The 21,579-nt window shown below is 66.1% G+C and carries 24 protein-coding genes; 17 read left to right on the top strand and 7 right to left on the bottom strand.

From position 1 onward, the window contains the following. Positions 1-77 precede the first annotated feature (77 nt). From P24_RS17160 to P24_RS17140, 5 genes are all read left to right on the top strand, one after another. A complete protein-coding gene (locus P24_RS17160; RefSeq protein WP_008946016.1) occupies positions 78-1,001 on the top strand; it encodes a LysR family transcriptional regulator in 924 nt (307 codons plus the stop codon). Between the two features lie 87 nt (positions 1,002-1,088). Continuing rightward, positions 1,089-1,661: a TetR/AcrR family transcriptional regulator gene (locus P24_RS17155; RefSeq protein WP_008946015.1), complete on the top strand. Its 573-nt coding sequence runs from the start codon at positions 1,089-1,091 to the stop codon at positions 1,659-1,661. 140 nt (positions 1,662-1,801) lie between these two features. Next, positions 1,802-2,242 (top strand): phasin family protein, encoded by a 441-nt coding sequence (locus P24_RS17150; protein ID WP_008946014.1) that lies wholly within the window; start codon positions 1,802-1,804, stop codon positions 2,240-2,242. A 134-nt stretch (positions 2,243-2,376) separates the two neighbouring features. After that, the gene (locus tag P24_RS17145; RefSeq protein WP_008946013.1) at positions 2,377-2,715 is read left to right on the top strand and encodes a tRNA-binding protein; all 339 of its coding nucleotides are present in this window, start codon (positions 2,377-2,379) and stop codon (positions 2,713-2,715) included. A 119-nt stretch (positions 2,716-2,834) separates the two neighbouring features. After that, complete coding sequence (locus P24_RS17140; protein WP_008946012.1) at positions 2,835-3,359, top strand: PAS domain-containing protein; 525 nt, start codon at positions 2,835-2,837, stop codon at positions 3,357-3,359. Positions 3,360-3,365: 6 nt separating this feature from the next. On the opposite strand, the gene P24_RS19480 is transcribed toward P24_RS17140, so the two are convergent. From P24_RS19480 to P24_RS17120, 4 genes are all read right to left on the bottom strand, one after another. Beyond that, entirely contained in the window at positions 3,366-4,634 is a 1,269-nt protein-coding gene (locus tag P24_RS19480; protein ID WP_083859852.1) for a hypothetical protein, read from the bottom strand. An 80-nt stretch (positions 4,635-4,714) separates the two neighbouring features. Further along, positions 4,715-6,037 (bottom strand): ATP-binding protein, encoded by a 1,323-nt coding sequence (locus P24_RS17130; RefSeq protein WP_008946010.1) that lies wholly within the window; start codon positions 6,035-6,037, stop codon positions 4,715-4,717. Between the two features lie 7 nt (positions 6,038-6,044). Beyond that, complete coding sequence (locus P24_RS17125; RefSeq protein ID WP_008946009.1) at positions 6,045-6,749, bottom strand: response regulator; 705 nt, start codon at positions 6,747-6,749, stop codon at positions 6,045-6,047. Continuing rightward, positions 6,746-7,312 (bottom strand): MarR family winged helix-turn-helix transcriptional regulator, encoded by a 567-nt coding sequence (locus tag P24_RS17120; protein ID WP_051013179.1) that lies wholly within the window; start codon positions 7,310-7,312, stop codon positions 6,746-6,748. The genes P24_RS17125 and P24_RS17120 overlap by 4 nt, the downstream gene beginning before the upstream one ends. Positions 7,313-7,425: 113 nt before the next feature. Here P24_RS17120 and P24_RS17115 point away from each other — a divergent pair, with 113 nt between their 5' ends. From P24_RS17115 to P24_RS17105, 3 genes are all read left to right on the top strand, one after another. Beyond that, positions 7,426-8,322, top strand: a complete 897-nt coding sequence (locus tag P24_RS17115; protein WP_008946007.1) for a branched-chain amino acid aminotransferase — start codon at positions 7,426-7,428, stop codon at positions 8,320-8,322. Positions 8,323-8,482: 160 nt separating this feature from the next. Further along, entirely contained in the window at positions 8,483-8,791 is a 309-nt protein-coding gene (sciP, locus tag P24_RS17110; RefSeq protein WP_008946006.1) for a CtrA inhibitor SciP, read from the top strand. A 66-nt stretch (positions 8,792-8,857) separates the two neighbouring features. Then, positions 8,858-9,349: a nucleoside deaminase gene (locus tag P24_RS17105; protein ID WP_008946005.1), complete on the top strand. Its 492-nt coding sequence runs from the start codon at positions 8,858-8,860 to the stop codon at positions 9,347-9,349. Positions 9,350-9,368: 19 nt separating this feature from the next. Here P24_RS17105 and P24_RS17100 read toward each other — a convergent pair whose 3' ends face one another. Then, on the bottom strand, positions 9,369-10,265 hold the full coding sequence (locus tag P24_RS17100; RefSeq protein WP_008946004.1) for a diacylglycerol/lipid kinase family protein: 897 nt from the start codon (positions 10,263-10,265) through the stop codon (positions 9,369-9,371). 210 nt (positions 10,266-10,475) lie between these two features. Here P24_RS17100 and P24_RS17095 point away from each other — a divergent pair, with 210 nt between their 5' ends. From P24_RS17095 to P24_RS17055, 9 genes are all read left to right on the top strand, one after another. Next, positions 10,476-11,249, top strand: a complete 774-nt coding sequence (locus tag P24_RS17095) for a UDP-2,3-diacylglucosamine diphosphatase (protein ID WP_008946003.1) — start codon at positions 10,476-10,478, stop codon at positions 11,247-11,249. A gap of 6 nt (positions 11,250-11,255) precedes the next feature. Beyond that, on the top strand, positions 11,256-12,332 hold the full coding sequence (locus P24_RS17090; RefSeq protein WP_008946002.1) for a glycosyltransferase family 4 protein: 1,077 nt from the start codon (positions 11,256-11,258) through the stop codon (positions 12,330-12,332). Positions 12,333-12,417: 85 nt separating this feature from the next. Continuing rightward, entirely contained in the window at positions 12,418-13,275 is an 858-nt protein-coding gene (locus tag P24_RS19475; protein WP_008946001.1) for a DUF5672 family protein, read from the top strand. Further along, the gene (locus P24_RS17080; RefSeq protein ID WP_156816361.1) at positions 13,272-14,108 is read left to right on the top strand and encodes an FkbM family methyltransferase; all 837 of its coding nucleotides are present in this window, start codon (positions 13,272-13,274) and stop codon (positions 14,106-14,108) included. Before P24_RS19475 ends, P24_RS17080 begins: the two co-directional genes overlap by 4 nt. 55 nt (positions 14,109-14,163) lie before the next feature. Further along, positions 14,164-16,035, top strand: a complete 1,872-nt coding sequence (locus P24_RS17075) for an ABC transporter ATP-binding protein (RefSeq protein ID WP_008945999.1) — start codon at positions 14,164-14,166, stop codon at positions 16,033-16,035. A gap of 6 nt (positions 16,036-16,041) precedes the next feature. Then, positions 16,042-16,764: a lysophospholipid acyltransferase family protein gene (locus P24_RS17070; protein WP_040708245.1), complete on the top strand. Its 723-nt coding sequence runs from the start codon at positions 16,042-16,044 to the stop codon at positions 16,762-16,764. Continuing rightward, complete coding sequence (locus tag P24_RS17065; RefSeq protein WP_008945997.1) at positions 16,761-18,047, top strand: 3-deoxy-D-manno-octulosonic acid transferase; 1,287 nt, start codon at positions 16,761-16,763, stop codon at positions 18,045-18,047. Before P24_RS17070 ends, P24_RS17065 begins: the two co-directional genes overlap by 4 nt. Positions 18,048-18,058: 11 nt before the next feature. Further along, positions 18,059-19,057, top strand: a complete 999-nt coding sequence (gene lpxK / locus P24_RS17060; RefSeq protein WP_008945996.1) for a tetraacyldisaccharide 4'-kinase — start codon at positions 18,059-18,061, stop codon at positions 19,055-19,057. Beyond that, positions 19,050-19,943, top strand: coding sequence for a lysophospholipid acyltransferase family protein (locus P24_RS17055; protein WP_008945995.1), 894 nt, complete (start codon positions 19,050-19,052; stop codon positions 19,941-19,943). The genes lpxK and P24_RS17055 overlap by 8 nt, the downstream gene beginning before the upstream one ends. Here the strand turns inward: P24_RS17055 and P24_RS17050 are convergent. Continuing rightward, the gene (locus P24_RS17050; protein WP_040708243.1) at positions 19,876-20,775 is read right to left on the bottom strand and encodes a M23 family metallopeptidase; all 900 of its coding nucleotides are present in this window, start codon (positions 20,773-20,775) and stop codon (positions 19,876-19,878) included. The genes P24_RS17055 and P24_RS17050 overlap by 68 nt on opposite strands. Continuing rightward, a partial coding sequence (locus P24_RS17045) for an exodeoxyribonuclease VII large subunit (RefSeq protein ID WP_008945993.1) occupies positions 20,775-21,579 on the bottom strand: 805 nt, incomplete at its 5' end. The genes P24_RS17045 and P24_RS17050, both read right to left, overlap by 1 nt.

Below are 21,579 nucleotides of genomic sequence, written 5' to 3'. Positions count from 1 at the left end.
CCAGCGGGGACATCCCGTTCGGGGGTGATACGAATCTGTATCGCCCGATCGTGTCATTTCGTATTATTCTAATCCGCATGGAATGGAGCGATCTGAAAGTCTTTCTGGCAGTAGCACGCGGCGGCAGCCTGCGGGCGGCGGCGCGTGAGCTGGCGCTGACCCAGCCGACCGTGCTGCGCCGGCTGCGCACGCTGGAAGCCGATCTTGACGTGCTGCTGTTCGAGCGCACACCCGATGGCCACCTGCTGACCGACGCCGGGCGCGACCTGATGCCGCTGGCCGAGAGCATGGCCGAGACCGCCGCCGCCATCGACCGGCGCCGCGCCGCCTATGCCGAGGACACGGCAGGAATCGTGAAGATCTATGCCGGCGAATGGGGAGCCGCCTTCCTGGCCGAGCGGATGGGCGACTTCGCGCGCAACAACCCGGCGATCATCCTGGAACTGTCGGAAACCCACAGCGACCCCGATCTTGCCCGGCGCGAGGCCGACCTGATGGTCCGCCACGGCCTGCCGGAACGCGGCGACCTGCTGGCCGTTGGCCTTGGCACCATGCAGGGCACGCTCTATGCCGCCCGCGACTATGCCGACGCCAACCCGGAAGCGCTGGACGAACGGCGCTGGAAAAGCTGCAATTTCGTCTCCTTCGACGCACCGCACGAATATTTCAGCACCATGGCCTGGCTGACCGGCAAGCTGGGCGAGCGCAGCGCCCAGGTACGTGCCTCGCGCATCCATCTGCAGCATGCCGCGATCCGCGCCGGGGCCGGCGTCGGTATCCTGCCCTGCTTCCTGGGCGATATCGACGACCGGCTGGTGCGCGTATCGCCTGAGCCCATTCCGGCCCTCGCTGCCGATTTCTGGCTGCTGGTGCATCCCGACCTGCGGCAGCTGCCGCGCATCCGCACGGTCATCGACTGGATGCAGAAGGAATTCCGGCGCTGCGCGCCCGCCCTGAACGGCGCACCGCAGCAAACGGCCCGACCATTGGCCGCCGAATAAAGGAATCGGCGACGACGGACGGAGCGATTCGTCTGGAAAGGCTGGCAAGAGCGCCTATATCAGGGAAAGCAAACGGAAAGGCTTTCCATGGCACGCAAGACAGACATCGAAGGCCGGGCAATCGAAGCGGCGATGGCGCTCGCGGAAGAGCAGGGCTGGGAAAAGACCAGCTATGCCGAGATCGCGGCCAAGGCCGGGCTGAAGATCGCCGAACTCTACCCTGTCTTCGCCTCCAAGACCGCGATCCTCGTCGCCTTCTCCCGGCGCATCGACGAAAAAGTGCTGGCCGGCACCGACCCGGAAGATGCGGAGGAGCCGGTGCGCGATCGGCTGCTGGACGTGCTGATGCGCCGTTTCGAGGCGCTGCGCCCGCAGCGCGAGGCGATTGCTGCCATCGTGAAGGATTTGCCGCGCGATCCCGTCACCGCGGCCTGCCTCGCCCAGCAGGCGACAAGGTCGATGCGCTGGATGCTGCGCGCCGCCGGCCTGGACGATCACGGGCTGAAGGGCATGCTCCGGGTGCGGGCGCTGGCCGGCCTCTATGCGCTGTCGCTGCGGGTCTGGCTGAACGATGACAGCCCGGATCTGAGCAAGACCGCCGCCAGCCTGGACAAGAATCTTAGCCGCCTGGAAGGCTGGACAGGCGGAATCGGTCGCTAGGAAACATGGTTAAGCAAACCTTGTTTCGTTTATGTTGCAATGCACACATAATATTGACGTGAATAAGCGTTAACTGTAGCTTCCGGCGCATCTTGCATTGCAGCAATCGGCTGACACAAACAAGCAACGGAGAATGCAACATGGCCGCCAAAAGCGCGTACCCGTCCTTCCCCGAGATGGATTTCACCAAATTCTTCGCCGACTTCCGCATGCCGGGCGTTGACGTGAACACCCTGCTGTCGGCCCAGCGCCGCAACATGGAAGCGCTGACCAACGCCAACCGCGTGGCCTTCGAGGGCATGCAGGCGGTCGCGCAACGTCAGGCGGAAATCCTGCGCCAGTCGATGGAGGAAGCGACCAAGGTTGCCTCCGACCTGATGGCCAATGGCACGCCGGAGCAGCGCATCGCCAAGCAGACCGAGGTCATGAAGGTCGCCATGGAAAAGGCCCTGGCCAACATGCGCGAGCTGTCGGAGATGGTCTCCAAGTCGAACAGCGAGGCGGTCAACCTCATCAACCAGCGCATGACCGAAAGCCTGGATGAGGTGAAGAAGGCCATCGACGCGGCTGCGAAGAAGTAACCGGACCCCATACCCGGCCTTTTTGAGACCGGGGCCGGCTTGCGCACAGGCGCAGGCCGGCCCTTCTCTTTTGCCGCCACGGCGCCGATACTGCCCTTGTTCTTGCAGCAATCACAGTGAAGCAGACCGAATCCATGAGCACGATTTCCTTCGACGATTTTCTGAAAGTCGATATCCGCGTCGGCACCGTGATCGAGGTCTCGCCCTTCCCCGAGGCGCGCAAGCCAGCCTTCAAGATGAAGGTCGACTTCGGACCGGAAATCGGCGTGCGCAAGACCTCCGCGCAGGTGACGGTGCGCTACACGATGTCGGAGTTGCTGGGCCGCAAGGTCGCCGCCGTGGTTAATTTTCCGGCCAAGCAGATCGGCCCTTTCCTGTCGGAATGCCTGGTGCTGGGCTTCCCCGACGCGCAGGGCGCGGTCGTTCTGGTCGATGTGGACCGCGCCGTCCCGAATGGCGGGCGCCTGCATTAAGGGGTTTTAGCCGCCACGGGCACTTTCCGGCCGGGACAAAAGGTCCATTTAACTAAAATTCAATATATCTGCCGGATAGTGCGGTGAAATTTAGCCGTTTACCCCCAAGGGAACTCTGTATGGGGACGCACCCGAACCTCAAGGCGCTCGATGAAGCGCTCGCCCAGTCACAGGCACAGAATGTGCGTGAGTTTCTGGGCTATTTCCGGAAGCTGCACCCGCAGGACCGGCTGCCGGGGCGCGATGCCTTCGACCCGATCGAACTGCCGCGCCTGCTGCCCGACATCGTGCTGGCCAAAGTGGTGCCCGGTGACACGCCGGATATGAAGTACCGCTTTCTGGTGAAGGTGGCCGGTGACACAGTCCTGAAATCCGTAGACCGCCCGATCATCGGCCGCTATCTGGACGAGTTCGTCACGGCGGAAGACCCATCGCCGCGCTATCCCATTGCCGACAGGGAACAGGTGGTTGAGACGGGCTGCCTGGTGTTCCGGCGCGGCAAGCCGAGGCTGAAATTCCGGCTGGACTTCTCCAGCATTGAGGTCTGCCACTTCCCGCTCGCCAGCGATGGCCGCACGGTCGATCACGTCATCAGCATCATCGTCTATGAGGCGCTGGACCGGGACGCTTTTTCCGGAAAATGAGCAGCTTCAGAAACCGGTGAACACGAAATCACCGATATCGAGTGCCAGGACGCCCAGCACCGTGACCGTGGCACCGCCCACCTCGAAGGCCACCCCGCCCGATAAACTGTCCTGCAGGGCAAGCGCCGATTCGACTTGCGCCTGGCCGATACCCTCCAGCCCGATGACATCGGTGCCGCGCACGAAGTCGGTGACGGTAGGATTCAGCAGCGCACCCGGGAAATTCGGATCGTAACCGCGCAGCACGAACAGGTCCGCCCCCGCCCCGCCGGTCAGCGTGTCCTGCCCCAGCCCGGCATAGAGCGTGTCATCGCCGGCACCACCGACCAGCGAATCGAAGCCCTTGCCGCCGCGCAGCACATCGTCGCCAGCGCCGCCGATCAGCGTATCGCCGCCGCGCTGGCCATTCGCCACATTGTCACCACCGCCCAGCAGGTCGATGTAGTCGTGGCTCGCACTGCCCTGAACACTGTCATTGCCAGTCCCGCCGATCAGGGTCGCCTGCCCTTCCCCGCCAATCAGCGTGTCGTTGCCGCCACCGCCAAACAACAATGCTCCGGATGTTTCCGCCACCATACGGTCGTCAAGCGCGGTACCGTACCGATGATGCGCCACACCACCCAAGAGGCTGTCATTCTGCAGTCCCCAGAAGATGATATCGTCATAATTCAGGGCGATGCTCGACGCGACTTTCGAGGTTCCGACCGACCCGAAATGAATGGCGCCGACCTGATAAATTCCACTTTCCTGATACCAGTAAGGCGCACCGCTGTGGCCGCCCAACGTCTCGAATCCGTTCACTTCCGTAATGTCGTCCATCGACAAAAGAGAATCGCGAAAGATGGCAAAAGCGGTCTGCTCCGTCATCACCCGCCCTTCCTGGCCTGGATACCCCGTCATCGTCACGAAACGATCCAGCGGCGCAGCATTGACAGCGAGACTTCCGGTAATTGCGGCAATGTTGGTGGAGAGTCCGATGACGGCGACATCCCGTGAGATCTCCACGGCTTCCGTAATGACGCCGTTCGACGTGAAGTTCACGCCGGCAAAGGTGTCGAACGGATTTCCGGCCGCGTTCATCCCAGGAATGATAGTCACGCTGGTGGCTGGCCCGAAAGTCGCACTATTCAAGACATGGCTTGCTGTCAGCACGTCATTCGTGCCGATCACCACCCCGCTGCCGCGTGTCTTCGTCGTCGTATCAGCATAACCGACTTCGATATAAACCATTGCCCGATATGGGAAAACTGTACTGTCGGCAACAAGGCTGTACATTATCTTCTCCAGGACACGGCCCTATCCTGAGCGCCGCGCAACCCAAATTACATCGCTTTTTATGTTTTTACAGGGGCCGATCAGACCGGCAGCAGGATGGTGGCGCGCAGGCCGCCCTGCGGCGCGTCGCCCAGCACCAGCTCGCCGCCATGGCCCAGCACGATGTCGCGGGCGATGGTGAGGCCAAGGCCGACACCGCCGGTCATCGGATTGCGTGACCCTTCCAGGCGGAAGAACGGCTTGAACACTTCCGCCCGCTTTTCCGGCGGAATGCCGGGGCCGTCATCGTCGATGTCGATCTCGACATGGCCATCCGTCTGGCGGGCCGACACCTCCACCGCCTTGCCATAGCGGCAGGCATTCTGCACCAGGTTGGTCAGCGCCCGCTTGAAGGCGTTGGGCCGCAGCGTCAGGGTCAGCGGCTCCTCAGAGCGCAGTACGACGCGCCGGCCGCCGCGCCGTGCATCGTTCGTCACCTCGCGCAGCAGCCGGTCGAGATCGACAGGCTGTGCCTGCTCCGTCCCCTCGCCGCGCGCGAAGGCGAGATAGCCCTCCAGCATCTGCTCCATCTCGGCGATGTCCTGGCGCAGCGCGTCAGCATCCTCGCCCCCCGGCATCATGGCGAGCTGCAGGCGCATGCGCGTCAGCGGCGTGCGCAGATCGTGCGACACGCCGGCCAGCATCTCGGTACGCTGGCTGATCTGGCGCTGGATGCGGTCGCGCATGCGGATGAAGGCACTGGCGGCCAGCCTTACCTCCACCGCCCCTTCCGACTTGAAGCCGGGCGCGTCGCTGCCCTTGCCGAAACTGTCGGCGGCAGCGGCCAGCCGCCGGATCGGGCGGATCTGGTTGCGCATGAAGACCACGGCGACGGCGAACAGGATCAGCGAGCTGCCGACCATCCACATGAGGAAGACATAGGTGGTGGAGCTGAACAGCCGGTCGCGCGTGGTGGTGAAATCCAGCACGCCATTGGGCAGCTGTACGCTGATCTTCACATGACGTTCGATCGACCGCGCATCCAGCCGATGCGGGAATTTCACCCGCTGGTTCAGCTCGCGGGTCAGCTTCTCCTCCAGCAACCCGCTCGGCACGAGGGTCTCATTCGGCAGGATGTCGCCCGGACGGTAGGTCAGCTCGGCCCAGAAATGCCGACGCGACATCTCGAAGATCGGCTCGTTGCCCTCGATGCTGGGCTCCTCGGCCAGCAGTTCCACCACGAAGGCCAGCTCGCCGGCCACCGCACCGGACAGCCGCCTGGTGATGAGGTCCCAGTGCCGGTCATAGAAGACATAGGTGGAAATGACCTGCACCAGGATCATCGGCGTGACGATGATCATCAGCGACCGGCCGAACAGGCTGCGCGGCAGGAAGCGCTTGATGAACGGGGTCAGGCGGGCCATTGCAGCCTCAGTCCGGCAGCAGCGCGTAGCCCTTGCCGCGCACCGTCTGCAGATAGCGCGGGAAGCGCGGGTCGGGCTCGATCTTGCGGCGCAGCCTTGTGACCTGCACATCCACCGTGCGCGGATTGCCGGTCAGGTCGAGGCGCTGCGCCAGATCGTCGCGGGTCAGCGTGGCGCCGGGGTTTTCCGCCAGCGCGCGCAGCAGCGCTGCCTCCGCCTCGGTCAGCCGGACGGTGCGGCCCGGGCCGCGCAGTTCCAGCCGTTCGGCATCGAACAGCAACCCGCCGAGCAGAACCGGAGCGCCTACCGCCCGCGCCGGGGCGGCGCCATTGACGCGGCGCAGGATGGTGCGGATGCGCAGCAGCAGCTCGCGCGGCTCGAACGGCTTGGTCAGGTAATCGTCGGCGCCGCGCTCCAGCCCGTGGATACGGTCCTCGGCCTCTGCCATCGCGGTCAGCATCAGAATCGGCACCGCCCCAGTCTGCGCGTCGGCGCGCCGCAGATCCTGGGTCAGGTCCAGCCCGCTCTCGCCCGGCATCATCACATCCAGCACCAGCAGGTCGAAGGAGAAGCTCTCCAGCTTCGCGCGTGCCTCCGCCGCGTCGGCGGCTGTACTGACCAGAAAGCCGTTCTCGCTCAGATAGCGGCGCAGCAGGTCGCGCAGCCGCCCATCATCGTCCACCACCAGGATATGCGGTGGGGCGGCACTCATCTTCCGTCGCGCCCGCGCACGGCCTGACCGGCGGCAACCCGCCCGCCTGCACCGCCTGCCGCCTCCTGGCCCTGCGGGCGGCCCGCCCTGATGAAGCGGCGCTGGTCGCTTTCGTCGATCATGCCGAGCAGCACCTTGCAGAACCCCTCCACCGCCTCGGCGCTGGCTGCCTTGTAGGCGCCGGCAATCCGGGTCAGCTGGTTGGCGGTCAGCGCCTGCTCCAGCGCCACGCCCTTTTCGGTCAGGTGCAGCGGCTTCTGCCGCCGGTCGGTGCGGCCCTGGCGCTGCTCGATATAGGCCTCGCGGACCAGTTGGCTCAGCACCCGGCTGAGGCTTTGCTTGGTGATCTTCAGGATGCGCAGCAGGTCGGTGACGGTGATGCCCGGATGCCGCCCGACGAAATAGATGACGCGGTGATGGGCCCGGCCCATGCCGAGTTCGGCGAGCATGCTGTCCGGTTCGGCGGTGAAGTCGCGATAGGCGAAGAACAGCAGCTCTATCCCCTGGCGCAATTCCTCCTCGCGGAGGAACAGGGGGTTTGCACGGGTTTTTATGTCAACCATGTTGACGTATATCGAACAGAATGTTATTACCCGACTCATGATTTGGGTAATTATCTAACCCTAGAAACGCCAAATCAAATATCTTGTAACCCCTGGGCAGGAATCGCATAGATATGACACTCCTTCCTTTCGACGACCGCGACGGCACCATCTGGTTCGACGGCCAGCTCATCCCCTGGCGCGATGCCAAGCTCCATGTCCTCAGCCACGGCCTGCATTATGCCAGCGCCGTGTTCGAGGGCGAACGTGTATATGAAGGGCGCATCTTCAAATCCACCGAACATTCGGCCCGTCTGGTCCGCTCCGCCGAGCTGATGGATTTCAAGATTCCCTATTCCGTCGAGGAAATCGACCGTTTCAAGATGGAGACGGTTGCCGCGAACGGGATCGTCGATGGCTATATCCGCCCGGTTGCCTGGCGCGGCAGCGAGATGATGGGCGTCTCGGCGCAGCACAACAAGATCCACCTGGCCATCGCAACCTGGGTCTGGCCGTCCTACTTCGCGCCGGAACTGCGACAGAAGGGCATCCGCCTCGCCATCTCCGACTGGCGGCGTCCGGCGCCGAATACCGCGCCGACGGCAGCCAAGGCGGCGGGCCTGTACATGATCTGCACTTTGTCCAAGCACAAGGCGGAGCGAGACGGCTATCAGGACGCGCTGATGCTGGATTATCGCGGCCAGGTGGCCGAGGCGACGGGTGCGAACATCTTCTTCGCCTTCGGCGATGAGCTGCACACACCGACCCCGGACTGCTTCCTGGATGGCATCACCCGCCGCACCGTGATCGAGCTGGCGAAGCGCCGGGGCATCAAGGTCGTCGAACGCGCGATCATGCCGGAAGAGATGGAGAAGGCGGAGCAGTGCTTCCTGTGCGGTACTGCGGCGGAAGTGACGCCGGTCGGCGAGATCGGCCCCTACCGCTTCACCGTCGGCGACATGGTACGCAACCTGATGGACGACTACAGCGCCGAGGTGCGCCGCGCGCCGGCCGCCAAGGCCGCCGAGTAGGGTATTCCACTCGGCCAGGAAAAACCCCCGCCATTGCGATATGGCGGGGGTTCTTGTATCCGCGGCAATGAGTCGAAAATGCCGTGCAAGCTTAGGCATTTTTTAAGAAGTGCCAGCTAGATTAAGACCTATTCTTACTTTTGCGACAGGTCTTAATCCCATGCACTCTCGAAGCTCCGCCCTCAGGGCGGCTGTCCAAAATACTTCGCGGGAGACGCTGGACGGCATCGACCTCACGAGCCTCGCTCTCGACGATCTGCCGCCGCCCGAAACCAAGCGCTGGGTTATCCGGCGCAAGGCGCTGGTCGTGGCCGGCGTGAAGAGCGGCCTGTTGACGGCGCAGCAAGCCTGCGCGCGCTACAACCTCTCCGAAGAGGAGCTGGAAGGCTGGACCAAGCTGGTCGAACGCCACGGCATGAAGGGCCTGCGCGCCACCCGTATCCAGCGCTACCGTATCCGCGAAGTCTGATTTGCACTGGCGGTCGGTGACCGCCCTTCCCTACACTGGGCCTATTATAGACAGGGAGGCCCGGCCATGCACGAAACCGTCACCGAACAGGATCATCACTGGCTGCGCCAGAGTTTCGAACTGGCGCGCCAGGCCCGGCTGAACGGCGACCGTCCGTTCGGCGCGCTCATCGTCACAGCCGAGGGCAAGCCGCTCTTCGAAGGCATGAACAATGTCTATTCGACACAGGACCCGACCGGCCATGCCGAGCTGAACATCCTGCGCGGCATCGGCAAGCACATGACGCCGGAGGAACTGGCCGGCGCCACCATGTATGCTAGCGGCGAGCCCTGCACCATGTGCTCCGCCGCCATCGTCTGGAGCGGCATCGGGCGCGTCGTCTATGGTCTGTCGATCCCGCGCCAGCAGAAGGAATTCGACAACGCGCCGACACGGACGCGGCTGTCGATCCGCTGTGCCGAGGTGGTGGCGTCCAGCAACAAGCCGGTGCCGGTCATCGGCCCGGTGCTGGAGGACGAGATCGTGGCCATCTGGAAGGCCAATCCGCCTCCGAAATGAGCCTTGCCTCCGGCCACCTTCAGGCCGGAAACACCAGATCCAGCCCCTCTTCATCGATACGGATATCCGCCGGCAGGCGGGTGACGATATCGCCATCGCCCTGCACCGGATCGGCAGCGCGGCCGTCGATGGAGACACGGCGCACCGGCATTATGTCGATATCCCGCAACCGGTGCGGAAAACCCAGCATCACTGCCAGGATATAGCGCGCGGCTGCCCAACGCCCACCGCGCCGGAACAGGCAGGCCCAGAGCAGCGGCTCTTCGAGTCTGGCCTCCTGTGCAATGACGAAGGTACCGCCGTAGAAATGCCCCTTGGCGAGGATGATCTGCGCCGCCGTCTCCGGCCGGCCATCGATCAGCAGCCTGTAGGGCTCCGGCGGGCCCAGCCACAGCCGCCGCAGGGTTTCCAGCACATAGGCCCCCTTGCCCAGCAGCCGCTTCAGCCGGTGGTTCACATCCTGCACCACGAAGGCGTCCAGCCCGCTGCCCGCCATGCACAGGAAGTGCCGGCCATTGGCGATGCCGGGATAGACGCGGCGCGGCACGCCTTCCAGGATGCAGCGCGCGATGGAGGCCACATCCTCGGCAAGGCCGATCTCGGCGGCCAGCACATTCGCCGTCCCCAGCGGCACGATGGCCATGGAAAGGGGCGCCAGCCCCTCGGCACGCCGGCGCAGCAAGCCATTGGCCACCTCGTTCAGCGTGCCGTCGCCCCCCGCCGCGACCAGCAGATCGACCTCGTCGGCCACGGCGGTGGCGGCGAAATCCTCGGCATCGCCGCGCTTCGTGGTCGGCACCAGGGTGATGGTGCAGCCGGCTTCCGACAGCAGATGCAGCACTTCGTCCAGCCGCCGGCGCCGGCGGCGTCCCGCGGTCGGATTATGGATGACAAGCAGACGGCGGGACTCGGCCAAACCCTGTTCCCCAACAGCACAAATGCCCAACAGATAGGGCGAAAAGCGCCGCGACCCTACAGAAGCGCAGAAATTTCAGTCAATTGTCATATTTCCGACGCGGGCCGGTAACCGAAATCGGGGCATGTAATGCCCCATGATCGGAAAACCAGATATAGCGGTCTTGCAAGTCGGTCTCCGATCATCTGGTAGTCAGATGAGGATGGCGCGATGAACGCGCAGCGCGGCGTCAGCCATTACCGGTCGATCTGGATTTCCGACGTGCATCTGGGCACGCGCGGCTGCAACGCCGACCTGCTGCTGGACTTCCTGAAATATACCGAGAGCGACCATCTCTATCTGGTCGGCGACATTCTCGACATCTGGCGGCTGCGCCGGTCCTGGTACTGGGTGCAGAGCCACAATGACGTGGTGCAGAAACTGCTGCGCAAGGCGCGCAAGGGCACCCGCGTCGTCTTCGTGCCCGGCAATCACGACGAGATCTTCCGCGAGTATATCGGCCTCACCTTCGGCGAGATCGAGATCGAAGACGAGGTGATCCACAAGGCCGCCGACGGCAGGACCTATCTGGTGCTGCATGGCGACCGATTCGATGGTGTCGTGAAATATGCCCGCTGGCTCGCGCTGATCGGCGACTGGGGCTACAATATGATGCTGCGCGTGAATGTCGGCTTCAACATGGTGCGGCGCAAGCTGGGCTATCCCTACTGGTCACTGTCGGCCTATGTGAAGCTGCGCGTGAAGAACGCGGTGGAATATATAAGCCGGTTCGAGGAGGCGGTCGCCGACGAAGCCCGCCAGCGCGGCGTGGATGGCGTGATCTGCGGCCATATCCACCATGCCGAAATCCGCGAGATCGACGGCATTACCTACTGCAATGACGGCGACTGGGTGGAGAGCTGCACCGCCCTGGTCGAGCATATGGACGGACGCATGGAGATCCTGAACTGGGTCGAGGTGCGCCAGCTGACGACGGCGGCGTGAGGCGGCATGCCCGATAGTCTCGCGCCCGCCTTCAACCTGCCCGAAACCGCCGCTGGCGAGTCGCCACTGCGCATCACCCTGGTGACGGACGCTTGGGCGCCGCAGGTAAATGGCGTGGTGCGCACCTGGACCACGATCATCGGCATGCTGGAAGGCGCCGGACACACGGTCACGGTGATCGCCCCTGACCGGTTCCGCACCCTGCCCTGCCCGGGCTATCCGGAAATCCCGCTGGCCTGGTATCCGCTGCACAAGGTGGCGGGGATGATCCGCGAGAGCCGGCCGGATGCCATCCATATCGCCACCGAAGGACCGATCGGACTGGCCGCGCGCATCCATTGCGGCCGCAAGGGCCTGCCCTTCACCACCTCCTACCACACCAAGTTCCCGGAATATCTGCACGCCCGCCTGCCGGTGCCGCTGGCCTGGAGCTATGCCGGCATGCGCTGGTTCCACAATGGTGGCAAGGGCATGCTGGTGGCGACAGAGACACTGCGCCGCGACCTGGACTCGCGCGGCTTCCGCCATGTCCGGCGCTGGACGCGCGGCGTCGACACCGATCTGTTCCGTCCGCGCGATTATGACCAGCAGGCGCCCGCGCTGCGTGACCTGCCGCGCCCCATAATCCTCTCCGTAGGGCGGGTTGCCGTGGAGAAGAACATCGACGCCTTCCTCGATCTCGACCTGCCGGGCACGAAGGTGGTGGTGGGCGATGGCCCGCTGCTGTCGGAGCTGAAGCGCCGCCATCCCGATGTCGTCTTCGTCGGGGCCAAGCATGGCGAAGAATTGGCACGCCATTACGCCGCCGCCGATGTCTTCGTCTTCCCCAGCCGTACCGACACTTTCGGGCTGGTGATGCTGGAAGCGCTGGCCAGCGGCCTGCCGGTCGCCGCTTATCCCGTCACCGGCCCGCTGGACGTGCTGACGCCGGCGGTCGGCTGCATGGACGAGGATCTGCGCACGGCCATTCTGGCCGCTCTCGACATCCCGCGTGAGGCCTGCCGCGCCTATGCGCTGGAAAATGGCTGGGACGCCTGCGCCCGGCAATTGCTCGACAGTCTGGTGACCGTCAGCGCTTCCTGAGGTCATCGGCACATACGCTTTTGCCTCCGCCTGCGCCATGCGGTATTAGGAAGCGCCGCCGACAGACCGCAGAGCAGGAGACAGCGTGCCGGGCGCATCGAAGCAGGTTGCCATCGTCGTTCCGATCTATCGCACCGAACTGGACGCGACGGAAACGGTCGCCCTGCGTGCGCTGGAACGGCATCTGGGCGACCATGACCGCTTCGTCGTGCACCCGATTGGCCTACAGCTGCCGGCGGCCTTGAATGGCATGACCGCCCTGCCGCTCTCGCCGCGCCGGTTCCGCGATATCGGCGCCTACAGCGCCATGCTGATGAGCCCCGGCTTCTACCGGCGCTTCAGCGACTATCGCTATATCCTGATCTACCAGACCGACTGCCTGGTGTTCCGGGACGAGTTGCGCGCCTGGTGCGAGGCCGGCTTCTCCTATATCGGCGCGCCCTGGCTGCGCAAGGACCGGGACAAGAAGCGCCGGCACTACCTCGCGGTCGGCAATGGCGGGTTGTCGCTGCGCCATGTCGGCGACCATCTGCGGGTGCTGGAATCGCGCCGCCTGCGCCTGACCGGCAAGAGCGACCAGTCCTGCCGCTTCTTCCACAGCTGGCGCCAGGGCAAGCGGCTGGTCGCCCACTGGTTGCGCAGCAAGCTGTCCCGCCGCCCGGCGGCGCACACCATCCGCCGGCATTTCGACCAGGCGGAGGACATGTTCTGGGCCTATTACGCGCCGTTGCTGGACGAGTCCTACACAATCCCCCCGGTGGAGACGGCGCTGCGCTTCGCGCGCGAACGCTCCGCCGAGGGCGATTTCCCGAAAACCCCCGCCGACCTGCCTTTCGGCGCCCATGGCTGGCACAAGATTGACACCGGCCGCTGGCTGGCCTTTATCGATGCTGACGACGCGGCCCTGCTGCAGGCCGCGCCAACCGAGGATGCCGCCGCGTGACCGCCAACAACCTTCCTGTCCTTCACCCCGGCGTCCCGCGCCGCCGTCCTCGTAAATGGCAACGCATGCTCTCGGCGCTGGCCCGCGAGCTGCGCGTGATGACGCTGAGATTCCGCCGCCCGGAAGTCGCCGAGACGCATGGCGTGAAGCTGTGGCTGGCTGCCCCCGTCCTGCGCAAGGGGCACCGCCGGCAGATCGTGCGCCACGACTATGAGGAAGCCGAGCTGTCGATCCTCGACGCCACCCTGACGCCGGAGGACAGTGTTCTGGAGCTGGGGGCCGGCATCGGCCTGACCTCGATCTTCTGCGCCAGGCGCATCGGCGATGGCGCGAAGGTGCACGCGCTGGAAGCCAACCCGGCACTCGTTCCGGTGCTGGAACGGAATTTCGCGCTGAACGGCGTGCGGCCCGACTTCCACAATATGGCGGCGGCGAAGGAGACAGGAGAGGTCGAGTTCGCGCTGGATCGCTCCTACACCTCTTCCGGCATTCATGGCCGCCCGTCCGAGACGGTGGAACGCGTGCGCCTGCCCGCCGCCGGCTTTCAGGATTTGCTGGACCGCTACCGCCCCAGCTACCTGATCATGGATATCGAAGGCGGCGAGGTCGACCTGCTGCCCGGCGCCGACCTGACCTGCGTTCAGAAGATATGCCTGGAGGTCCATCCGGAGATTGTCGGGGATGCGGCCATATCGGGCGTGGTCCGCGGCCTGATGGAAGCCGGTTTCCTGCTGCATTTCTCTCGTAACCGGAAAAATGTAATCTATATGGAGAGATCGCCGGCTGCGGCCGGGGCGCGACCCATTAAGCAACCAGGGACTCGCGGCGCTTGATCGATACCCACGCAGCCAACAGGATGGACGGCGCCGTACAGGCGTCGCAGATGCGATGACGTTGATTGCCGGCACATCGCTGGAAAAAGTTCTCAACCCGTCCACCAAGGCGCTGGTCGGCCGGCTGCTACGCGAGCATGTGAAGCGCTATGCGCCGCGCTTTGGGCTGGCGCTGGTGCTGATGATGCTGGTCGCCGCCTCCACCGCCGCGCTCGCCAAGCTGATGGAACCGGTGCTGGACGAGGTGTTCACCGCCAAGGACCGCGACCAGCTGATGCTGGTGGCCGGGTTCGTGCTGGCGACCTTCGTCGTGAAGGGGCTGGCCAATTTCGGCCAGCAGGTGGTGATGGAAGGCGTGACCCAGCGCATCGTCGCCGACGTCCGCAAGCGCCTGTTCAGCCATCTGCTGACCGCCGACCTCGCCTTCTTCCACGGCACTTCCAGCGGCGCGCTGATCAGCCGGATGATGAACGATGTGGCGCTGCTGCACATGGCGGTCGGCAAGACGCTGACCGGCTTCGGCAAGGATCTGTTGACGCTGCTGGCCCTGATCGGCGTCATGTTCTATCAGGACTGGGCGCTGGCGCTGGCCTCCTTCTTCGCCTTCCCGACCGCGATTCTGCCGATTGCGCGCATCGGCAAGCGCATGCGCAAGGTTTCGGGCAATTCCCAGGCAGAGATGTCGCGCCTGACCAGCCATCTCGACGAGACCTTCCAGGGCATCCGTCATGTGAAGGCCTATACCACCGAATCCTATGAGGCGGAGCGCGGCGGCCGGCTGGTCGATCTGGTCGCCAATCTCGGCATCAAGGCGGCACGCACGCGCGGCCTGTCGCACCCGATCATGGAGACGCTGGGCGGCATCGCCATCGTCATCGTCATCTTCTATGGCGGCTGGCAGGTGATCGAGGGCGCGCGCACGACCGGCTCCTTCTTCTCCTTCGTTGTCGCCCTGATGCTGGCCTACGAGCCGCTGAAGCGGCTGGTGTCGCTGAACGCCAACCTGCAGGAAGGGCTGGCTGCCGCGCACCGTATCTTCGATGTGCTGGACACCAAACCCGCCATCGTTGACCGGCCGGACGCGCAGCCGCTGGCCGTCGCCGCCGGCGAGGTCCGGCTGGAACAGGTCGATTTCAGCTATGATGGCGACATCCCGGCGTTGCGCCAGGTCAGCCTCGCCGTCCCTGCCGGCAAGATGGCTGCCCTGGTCGGCCTGTCGGGCGCCGGCAAATCGACCGTGCTGAACCTGATCCCGCGCTTCTATGACGTGACGGCAGGGCGTGTGCTGATCGACGGCGCCGACATCCGCGACGTCACGATTTCCTCGCTGCGCCGGAACATCGCCCTGGTCAGCCAGGAAGTGATGCTGTTCGACGACACGATCCGCGCCAACATCGCCTATGGCAGCCCGGATGCGGACGAGGAGGCAATTCTGGCCGCTGCCCGCAACGCGGCGGCCGACGAGTTCATCCGCGACCTGCCGCAGGGCTATGACACGATGGTGGGCGAACGCGGCGTGAAGCTGTCCGGCGGCCAGCGCCAGCGTATAGCGATTGCCCGCGCCATGCTGAAGAACGCGCCGATCCTGCTGCTGGACGAAGCAACCTCCGCGCTCGATACCCAGTCCGAGCGGCTGGTGCAGGCGGCGCTGAAGCAGCTGATGGTTGGACGCACCAGCATCGTCATTGCGCACCGCCTGTCCACCATCGTCGATGCCGACATCATTTTCGTGATGGACCAGGGGCAGGTCGTCGAGCAGGGCAGCCATGCCGAGCTGATGGCCCGAAACGGGATCTATGCCCGGCTGCACGCCCTGCAGTTCGCGCCGGAAACCGCCACCGTTTCTTCTGGCAGTGCCGACACGCTGGACGTGGACACCCCGAACGTGACGGAACCGTCGCGGACGGCGCGCCGCGCCAAGGCCTAGGCCGCGATGCGCCCGCTCAAGAGGATTTTGCGCCGGACGGAGATAAAGGCCTTCCTGTGCCGGGTGGCCTCGCTCTATATGCGTTTCGCTTCCTGGACCACCCGCTGGGAAATCGTTGGCGCGGAACATCCGCGTCAGCACTGGGACAACGGCCGGCCCTTTCTCGGCTGCTTCTGGCACGGCCGCATGATGCTGGTCGCCCCGACCTGGCCCAGGGAAATTCCGGTTGATGTTCTGATTTCCCAACACGGCGACGGGCGCTTCATATCGACGGTCATCGGCCATCTCGGCATGGGCACCATTGAGGGCTCCACCTCACGCGGCGCGGTCACGGCGCTGCGCGGCGTCATCCGCACCTTGCGCGCGGGCCGCATCGTGGCGATCACCCCGGACGGGCCGCGCGGGCCGCGCATGCGTGCCGCCGGCGGGCTTGTGCTGGCGGCGGCGGCGGCACGGGTTCCCGTCATCCCCGTCTCCGCCGCGATGCGCCATTGCCGGGTTCTCGGCAGCTGGGACCGCTTCATCCTGCCCCTGCCCTTCGGGCGCGGCGTCATCGTCTGGGGCGAGCCGATCCTGCTTCCCGCAGACACAGACCAGGACACCATCGAGGCCGGTCGACTGGCCATAGAAGATGCGCTGAACCGGCTGAGCGAGGAGGCCGACCGCCGCATGGGCCATGTCCCCATCGCGCCCGCCCCACCGGCCCCGGACACGAAAACCGCGCCATGAGCCTGCTGGCTACCTATCGCTGTATCGGCACCGCCGCCGGCCCGCTGGTCGAGGCCTATCTCGCCCGCCGGCTGCGGCAGGGCAAGGAGGATGCGGAGCGGCTGCCGGAGCGTCGCGGCCAGGCGTCCCTGCCCCGCCCGGACGGCGCACTCGTCTGGCTGCATGCCGCCAGCGTCGGCGAGGCCGCCTCCGCGCTGATCCTGATCGACCGGCTGCTGGCCGCACGCCCCGGCCTGCAGGTGCTGGTCACCACCGGAACCGTGACCTCGGCGGGTTTGCTGCGCGACCGTCTGCCGCCAGCGGCACGGCACCAGTTTGTGCCGGTGGACCGGCCGGACTGGGTCGCCGCTTTCCTTGACCATTGGCGGCCCGACCTTGCCCTCTGGGTCGAATCGGAATTGTGGCCGGCGCTGATCGCCGCCACCGCCGCGCGCGGCATCCCGATGGTGCTGGTGAATGCGCGCATGTCCGACCGTTCGGCACGGCGCTGGGGCATGCTGCCGGGGCTGGCCCGCGCCGTGCTGGGGCGCTTCGATCTGTGCCTTGCCCGCAATACGGAGCAGGCCGAACGCTTCCGCGCGCTGGGGGCCCGGAAGGTCGAGGTGACCGGCAATCTGAAATTCGCCGCCGCGCCGTTGCCCGCTGCCCCCGCCGCGCAGGAAGCACTCCACACCGCCATCGGCGGGCGGCCTTTCTGGCTTGCCGCCAGCACCCATGACGGGGAGGAACAGGCCGCCATCGAGACACACCGGCGGCTGGCGCCACAGCACCCCGATCTGCTGACCATCATCGTGCCGCGCCATCCGCAGCGCGGGGCGGCTGTGGCGGCTCTCGCTGAGGAGGCTGGCCTGCCCGCCGCACGGCGGTCGCTGGAGGCGCTGCCGACGCCGGCCTGTGCGGTCTATGTCGCCGATACGCTGGGAGAGATGGGACTGTTCTTCGGCCTGACCGGCCAGCGGGACGGTATCGTCTTCGTCGGCGGATCGCTGACGCCGCGCGGTGGCCACAACCCGCTGGAGCCGGCGCATTTCGGCTGCGCCATCCTCCATGGGCCGGACATGCGCAACAATCTGGAAATGGCCGAGGCGCTGGCCGAGGCCGGCGCGGCGCTGACCGTCGCCACAGCCGATGCCCTGCCCGGCGCGGTGGAAAGCCTGTTCGCCGCACCGGCGGAGCGGCGGCGGCTGGCCGGTGCCGCCAGCCAGGTGGCGCAGGCGCATGCCAATGTGCTGGACCGGGCGATGGCGGCGCTGGCGCCGTTCCTCGACCGGCTGCCGGCCTGAAGGAGGGCGCGATGCGGGCACCCGGCTTCTGGGAACGGCGCGGCGACTGGCGCAGCAGGCTGCTGTCGCCAGCCGCCTTCGCCTATGGCTGGGCGGCACGCTGCCGGGCGCGGACGGCACAGCCATGGACCGCATCGGTTCCGGTCATCTGTATCGGCAATCTGGTTGCCGGTGGCGCCGGCAAGACGCCAGTCGCGCTGGCGATCATGGCGTTGCTGCGCGACCGGGGCGTGGCGGCGCATTTTCTGTCGCGTGGCCATGGCGGCAGCCTGACGGGACCGGTACGGGTCGATCCCAGAACGCACACCGCCGCCGATGTCGGCGACGAACCGCTGCTGCTGGCCGAGGCTGCCCCGGCCTGGGTGTCGGGCGACCGGGTGGCGGGGGCGAAGGCCGCAATCGTCGCCGGTGCCGAGGCCATTGTCATGGATGACGGCTTCCAGAATCCGTCGCTTGCCAAGAGCCTGTCGCTGATCGTCGTCGATGGCGGCTATGGCTTCGGCAATGGCTTGCTGCTGCCCGCCGGCCCGCTGCGCGAACCCGTCAGCGACGGGCTCGCCCATGCGCAGGCGGTCGTGCTGATCGGCGAGGACCACACCGGTGCCGCCGCGCAGATCGGCAACGCGCTGCCGATCCTGCCGGCACGGCTGACGCCAGTTGCCGGTGCCGATCTCACCGGCCGCCGCGTGCTGGCCTTCGCCGGCATTGGTCGGCCGGAGAAATTCTTCGAGAGCCTGCGCGGGGCCGGTGCGGAGATCGTGGAGAGCGTGCCCTTTCCCGATCACCATCCTTACAGCACCACGGAGATTGCGGCACTTGCGAAGCGGGCGAGCGATGCCGGCCTGCTGCCGGTCACAACCCGCAAGGACTGGGTACGGCTGCCGCCCGCCTGCCGGAACAGTATCGCGGTTCTGGATATCATCCTGACCTGGCAGGATGCGGCCGCGCCAGAGGCCCTGCTGGACCCTCTGTTCAACACACCATCCAGCGTCGGACAGGGCAATGTCTGACCGCTACAGCGCCTTCAACCGCTTCGTGCGCTACCCGCTGCAGGCGGCGGGGGTGGCGCCGATCATCGGGCTTATGGCCATCCTGCCGATCGGCTGGGCCTCGGCACTGGGCGGTGCCATCGGCCGTACGGTCGGCCCCTGGCTTGGCGCAACCCGGCGCGCCCGGCGTAATCTGCAGCGGGCCTTCCCGGAGAAGTCCGCCGCCGAGATCGAGGACATCATCCGTGCGATGTGGGACAATCTCGGCCGCCTGGTCGGCGAATATCCGCATCTGCCGCGCCTCGACCTGCTGAACGATCCCCGCATCGACCTTGTCGGCATGGAACATGTCCGCAATGCCCGCGACGATGGCCAGCCCGGCCTGTTCTTTTCCGGCCATATCGGCAATTGGGAGCTGATGAGCCTTGCCGCCAGCCAGGCCGGCCTGCCGCTGACACGCATCTACCGCGCCGCCAACAACCCGCTGATGAACCGGATCATCCTGTGGGGCCGCCACAAGATTGCCGGCGACCTGGTCCCGAAAGGACGGGAAGGGGCGGAAGCGCTGCTCAGCACCATGCGCGCGGACGGCCATGCCGGACTGCTGATCGACCAGAAGATGAATGAGGGCATCCCGGTGCCCTTCTTCGGACGCTACGCGATGACGGGCACGGCCTTCGCCGCCTTCGCGCTGCGCTATCGCTGTCCGCTGATTCCGGCGCGGGTCGAACGGCTGGAGGGCTGCCGCTTCCGCATCACCGCCTATCCGCCGCTGGAACTGCCGGACAGCGGCGACCGCAAGGCCGATATCGCGGCGCTGACCGCGACCTGCACCGCGATTATTGAGTCCTGGGTGCGGGAGCGCCCGGGGCAGTGGCTTTGGCTCCACCGGCGCTGGCCGGACTAGCCTCCTCCGCACCCGTCTTCGGCATTGGACCGGCGAGCAGGGCGGGGTCCAGCCGGATATCGAACAGATTGACCCGCCAGTCGAGATGCGCGCCGGTTGACCGGCCGCTGGACCCGACCGTGGCGATGCGCTGGCCCTGACGCACGATCTCCCCGACTTCGACAAAGGTCTCGTCGAGATGCAGGAAGGCGGAGGTGAGGCCATGGCCGTGGTCGATCACGATGGTCGCACCCGTGTAGTACATGTCGGGATGCACCAGTGCCACGACACCATCCGCCGGGGTGACGACGCGGGTGCCCTTCGGGGCCGCAATGTCGATGCCGTAATGCGGCTGGCGCGGCTGACCGTTCAGGATGCGTTGCGAGCCATAGATTCCGCTGATGCGCCCCAGCGCCGGCCAGATGAATCCGCTGCGGAAGAAGGGTACGGCGGTATCCAGATCGCGTGCCCGCTGGATCTCCGCATTTTCCGACCGGATGCGCGCAAGCAGCTCCGGCGGCGGCGTGACCATGGTCTGTGGCAGCCCGTCGATACGCTGAACATCGTAGCTGCGCTGTTCGACCTGGAGGGTCCGGGTCAGCGCACGGCCGGAGGGCAGCCTGACCTCGACCGTCATTTCCGCTGGCGCCTCACGGCCGAAGCCGATCAGGAAAACCCCATCCTCGGCGACGCGCATGGTCTTGCCGTCGAAGGTCACGGTGGCACCGGGTGCGGTCTTGCCGCGCATCAGCCCGCCCTGGATCGGTTTTCCCTCCAGCGAGAGCTGTCCACTCTGGGCGGCAGCCGGCAGGGCGGACAGGCACAGGATGAAGAAGGCGACAAGCAGACGCATCACAGCAAACTTCCCTGTTTCGGCGACGGCGAGGAAGCCGCCGGCGTGGCTTTGGGGGCAGCTTTCGGCGCAGGTCGTGGCTTCGTGGGCGCGTCCGTACCGGGACTGCCGATCACCGCCCCTGCAACGCCATCGGCGAAGTGCAGACTGACCGGCTGGCCGTCGCTGGTATCGGCCGCCCGGCGGACCACACGGCCGTCAGCGTCGCGCACCAGGGCGAAGCCGCGGTCCAGCACGTTCCTGAAGGAATAGCTTTCAAGCAGCCGGCCCTGTGCCCGCAGCCGGTCATCCGCCGCCTTCAGCAGCCGGCCGGTACTGCCGTCCAGATCGGCAGCGGCCCGGCGCACCCGTTCCGCCGCGACCCGCAGCTCGCTGGCGAACAGGCCGGGATGCAGCCTTGCTGCCACCCGGTCGCGGCGCGCCCGGCTGCGGTCGAGCTGCCCGGCCATCGCCTGGTCGAGGGCCCGCGTACCGGCCGCCAGCGCCTGCCCCTTGGCGGCGAGCAACTGGCGCGGATGGACGAGGCGCGCAGCGCGCGCGGCAACATCGGACTGGCGCTGGCGCAGCCCGGCGGCAACGCCGTTCTCCAGCCGCTCCGCCGCCACGTCGAGACGCTGCACCGCCGTGCCCAGCAAGGTCTGCGGATCGCCCAGCGCGCGCGCCATCGCGTCCAGATATTTGCGCCGGTCCGCAAGCCCCCGCGCCATCGCCTGGAACAGCCGCAGATCGGCGGTGCGGACCGCGGCCTCGAGGTCGGCGCGCACCGGCACAGCCATCTCGGCGGCGGCGGGCGGGGGCGGCGCC

The organism is Oceanibaculum indicum P24, from assembly GCF_000299935.1.
Taxonomy (GTDB): Bacteria; Pseudomonadota; Alphaproteobacteria; order Oceanibaculales; family Oceanibaculaceae; genus Oceanibaculum; species Oceanibaculum indicum.
The sequence above is the reverse complement of the archived record's forward strand: the minus strand, read 5'-3'. Positions and strand labels throughout refer to the sequence as shown.

Bases quoted from the DNA above. Each gene is read 5' to 3' on its own strand.
- lpxK (WP_008945996.1), top strand. From the start codon at position 18,059: ATGCGGGCACCCGGCTTCTGGGAACGGCGCGGCGACTGGCGCAGCAGG.
- P24_RS17055 (WP_008945995.1), top strand. From the start codon at position 19,050: ATGTCTGACCGCTACAGCGCCTTCAACCGCTTCGTGCGCTACCCGCTG.
- P24_RS17150 (WP_008946014.1), top strand. From the start codon at position 1,802: ATGGCCGCCAAAAGCGCGTACCCGTCCTTCCCCGAGATGGATTTCACC.
- P24_RS17140 (WP_008946012.1), top strand. From the start codon at position 2,835: ATGGGGACGCACCCGAACCTCAAGGCGCTCGATGAAGCGCTCGCCCAG.
- P24_RS17065 (WP_008945997.1), top strand. From the start codon at position 16,761: ATGAGCCTGCTGGCTACCTATCGCTGTATCGGCACCGCCGCCGGCCCG.
- P24_RS17075 (WP_008945999.1), top strand. From the start codon at position 14,164: ATGACGTTGATTGCCGGCACATCGCTGGAAAAAGTTCTCAACCCGTCC.
- sciP (WP_008946006.1), top strand. From the start codon at position 8,483: ATGCACTCTCGAAGCTCCGCCCTCAGGGCGGCTGTCCAAAATACTTCG.
- P24_RS17145 (WP_008946013.1), top strand. From the start codon at position 2,377: ATGAGCACGATTTCCTTCGACGATTTTCTGAAAGTCGATATCCGCGTC.
- P24_RS19480 (WP_083859852.1), bottom strand. From the start codon at position 4,634: ATGTACAGCCTTGTTGCCGACAGTACAGTTTTCCCATATCGGGCAATG.
- P24_RS17155 (WP_008946015.1), top strand. From the start codon at position 1,089: ATGGCACGCAAGACAGACATCGAAGGCCGGGCAATCGAAGCGGCGATG.
- P24_RS17115 (WP_008946007.1), top strand. From the start codon at position 7,426: ATGACACTCCTTCCTTTCGACGACCGCGACGGCACCATCTGGTTCGAC.
- P24_RS17105 (WP_008946005.1), top strand. From the start codon at position 8,858: ATGCACGAAACCGTCACCGAACAGGATCATCACTGGCTGCGCCAGAGT.
- P24_RS17070 (WP_040708245.1), top strand. From the start codon at position 16,042: ATGCGCCCGCTCAAGAGGATTTTGCGCCGGACGGAGATAAAGGCCTTC.
- P24_RS17130 (WP_008946010.1), bottom strand. From the start codon at position 6,037: ATGGCCCGCCTGACCCCGTTCATCAAGCGCTTCCTGCCGCGCAGCCTG.
- P24_RS17095 (WP_008946003.1), top strand. From the start codon at position 10,476: ATGAACGCGCAGCGCGGCGTCAGCCATTACCGGTCGATCTGGATTTCC.
- P24_RS17160 (WP_008946016.1), top strand. From the start codon at position 78: ATGGAATGGAGCGATCTGAAAGTCTTTCTGGCAGTAGCACGCGGCGGC.
- P24_RS17120 (WP_051013179.1), bottom strand. From the start codon at position 7,312: ATGGTTGACATAAAAACCCGTGCAAACCCCCTGTTCCTCCGCGAGGAG.
- P24_RS17125 (WP_008946009.1), bottom strand. From the start codon at position 6,749: ATGAGTGCCGCCCCACCGCATATCCTGGTGGTGGACGATGATGGGCGG.
- P24_RS17050 (WP_040708243.1), bottom strand. From the start codon at position 20,775: ATGCGTCTGCTTGTCGCCTTCTTCATCCTGTGCCTGTCCGCCCTGCCG.
- P24_RS17090 (WP_008946002.1), top strand. From the start codon at position 11,256: ATGCCCGATAGTCTCGCGCCCGCCTTCAACCTGCCCGAAACCGCCGCT.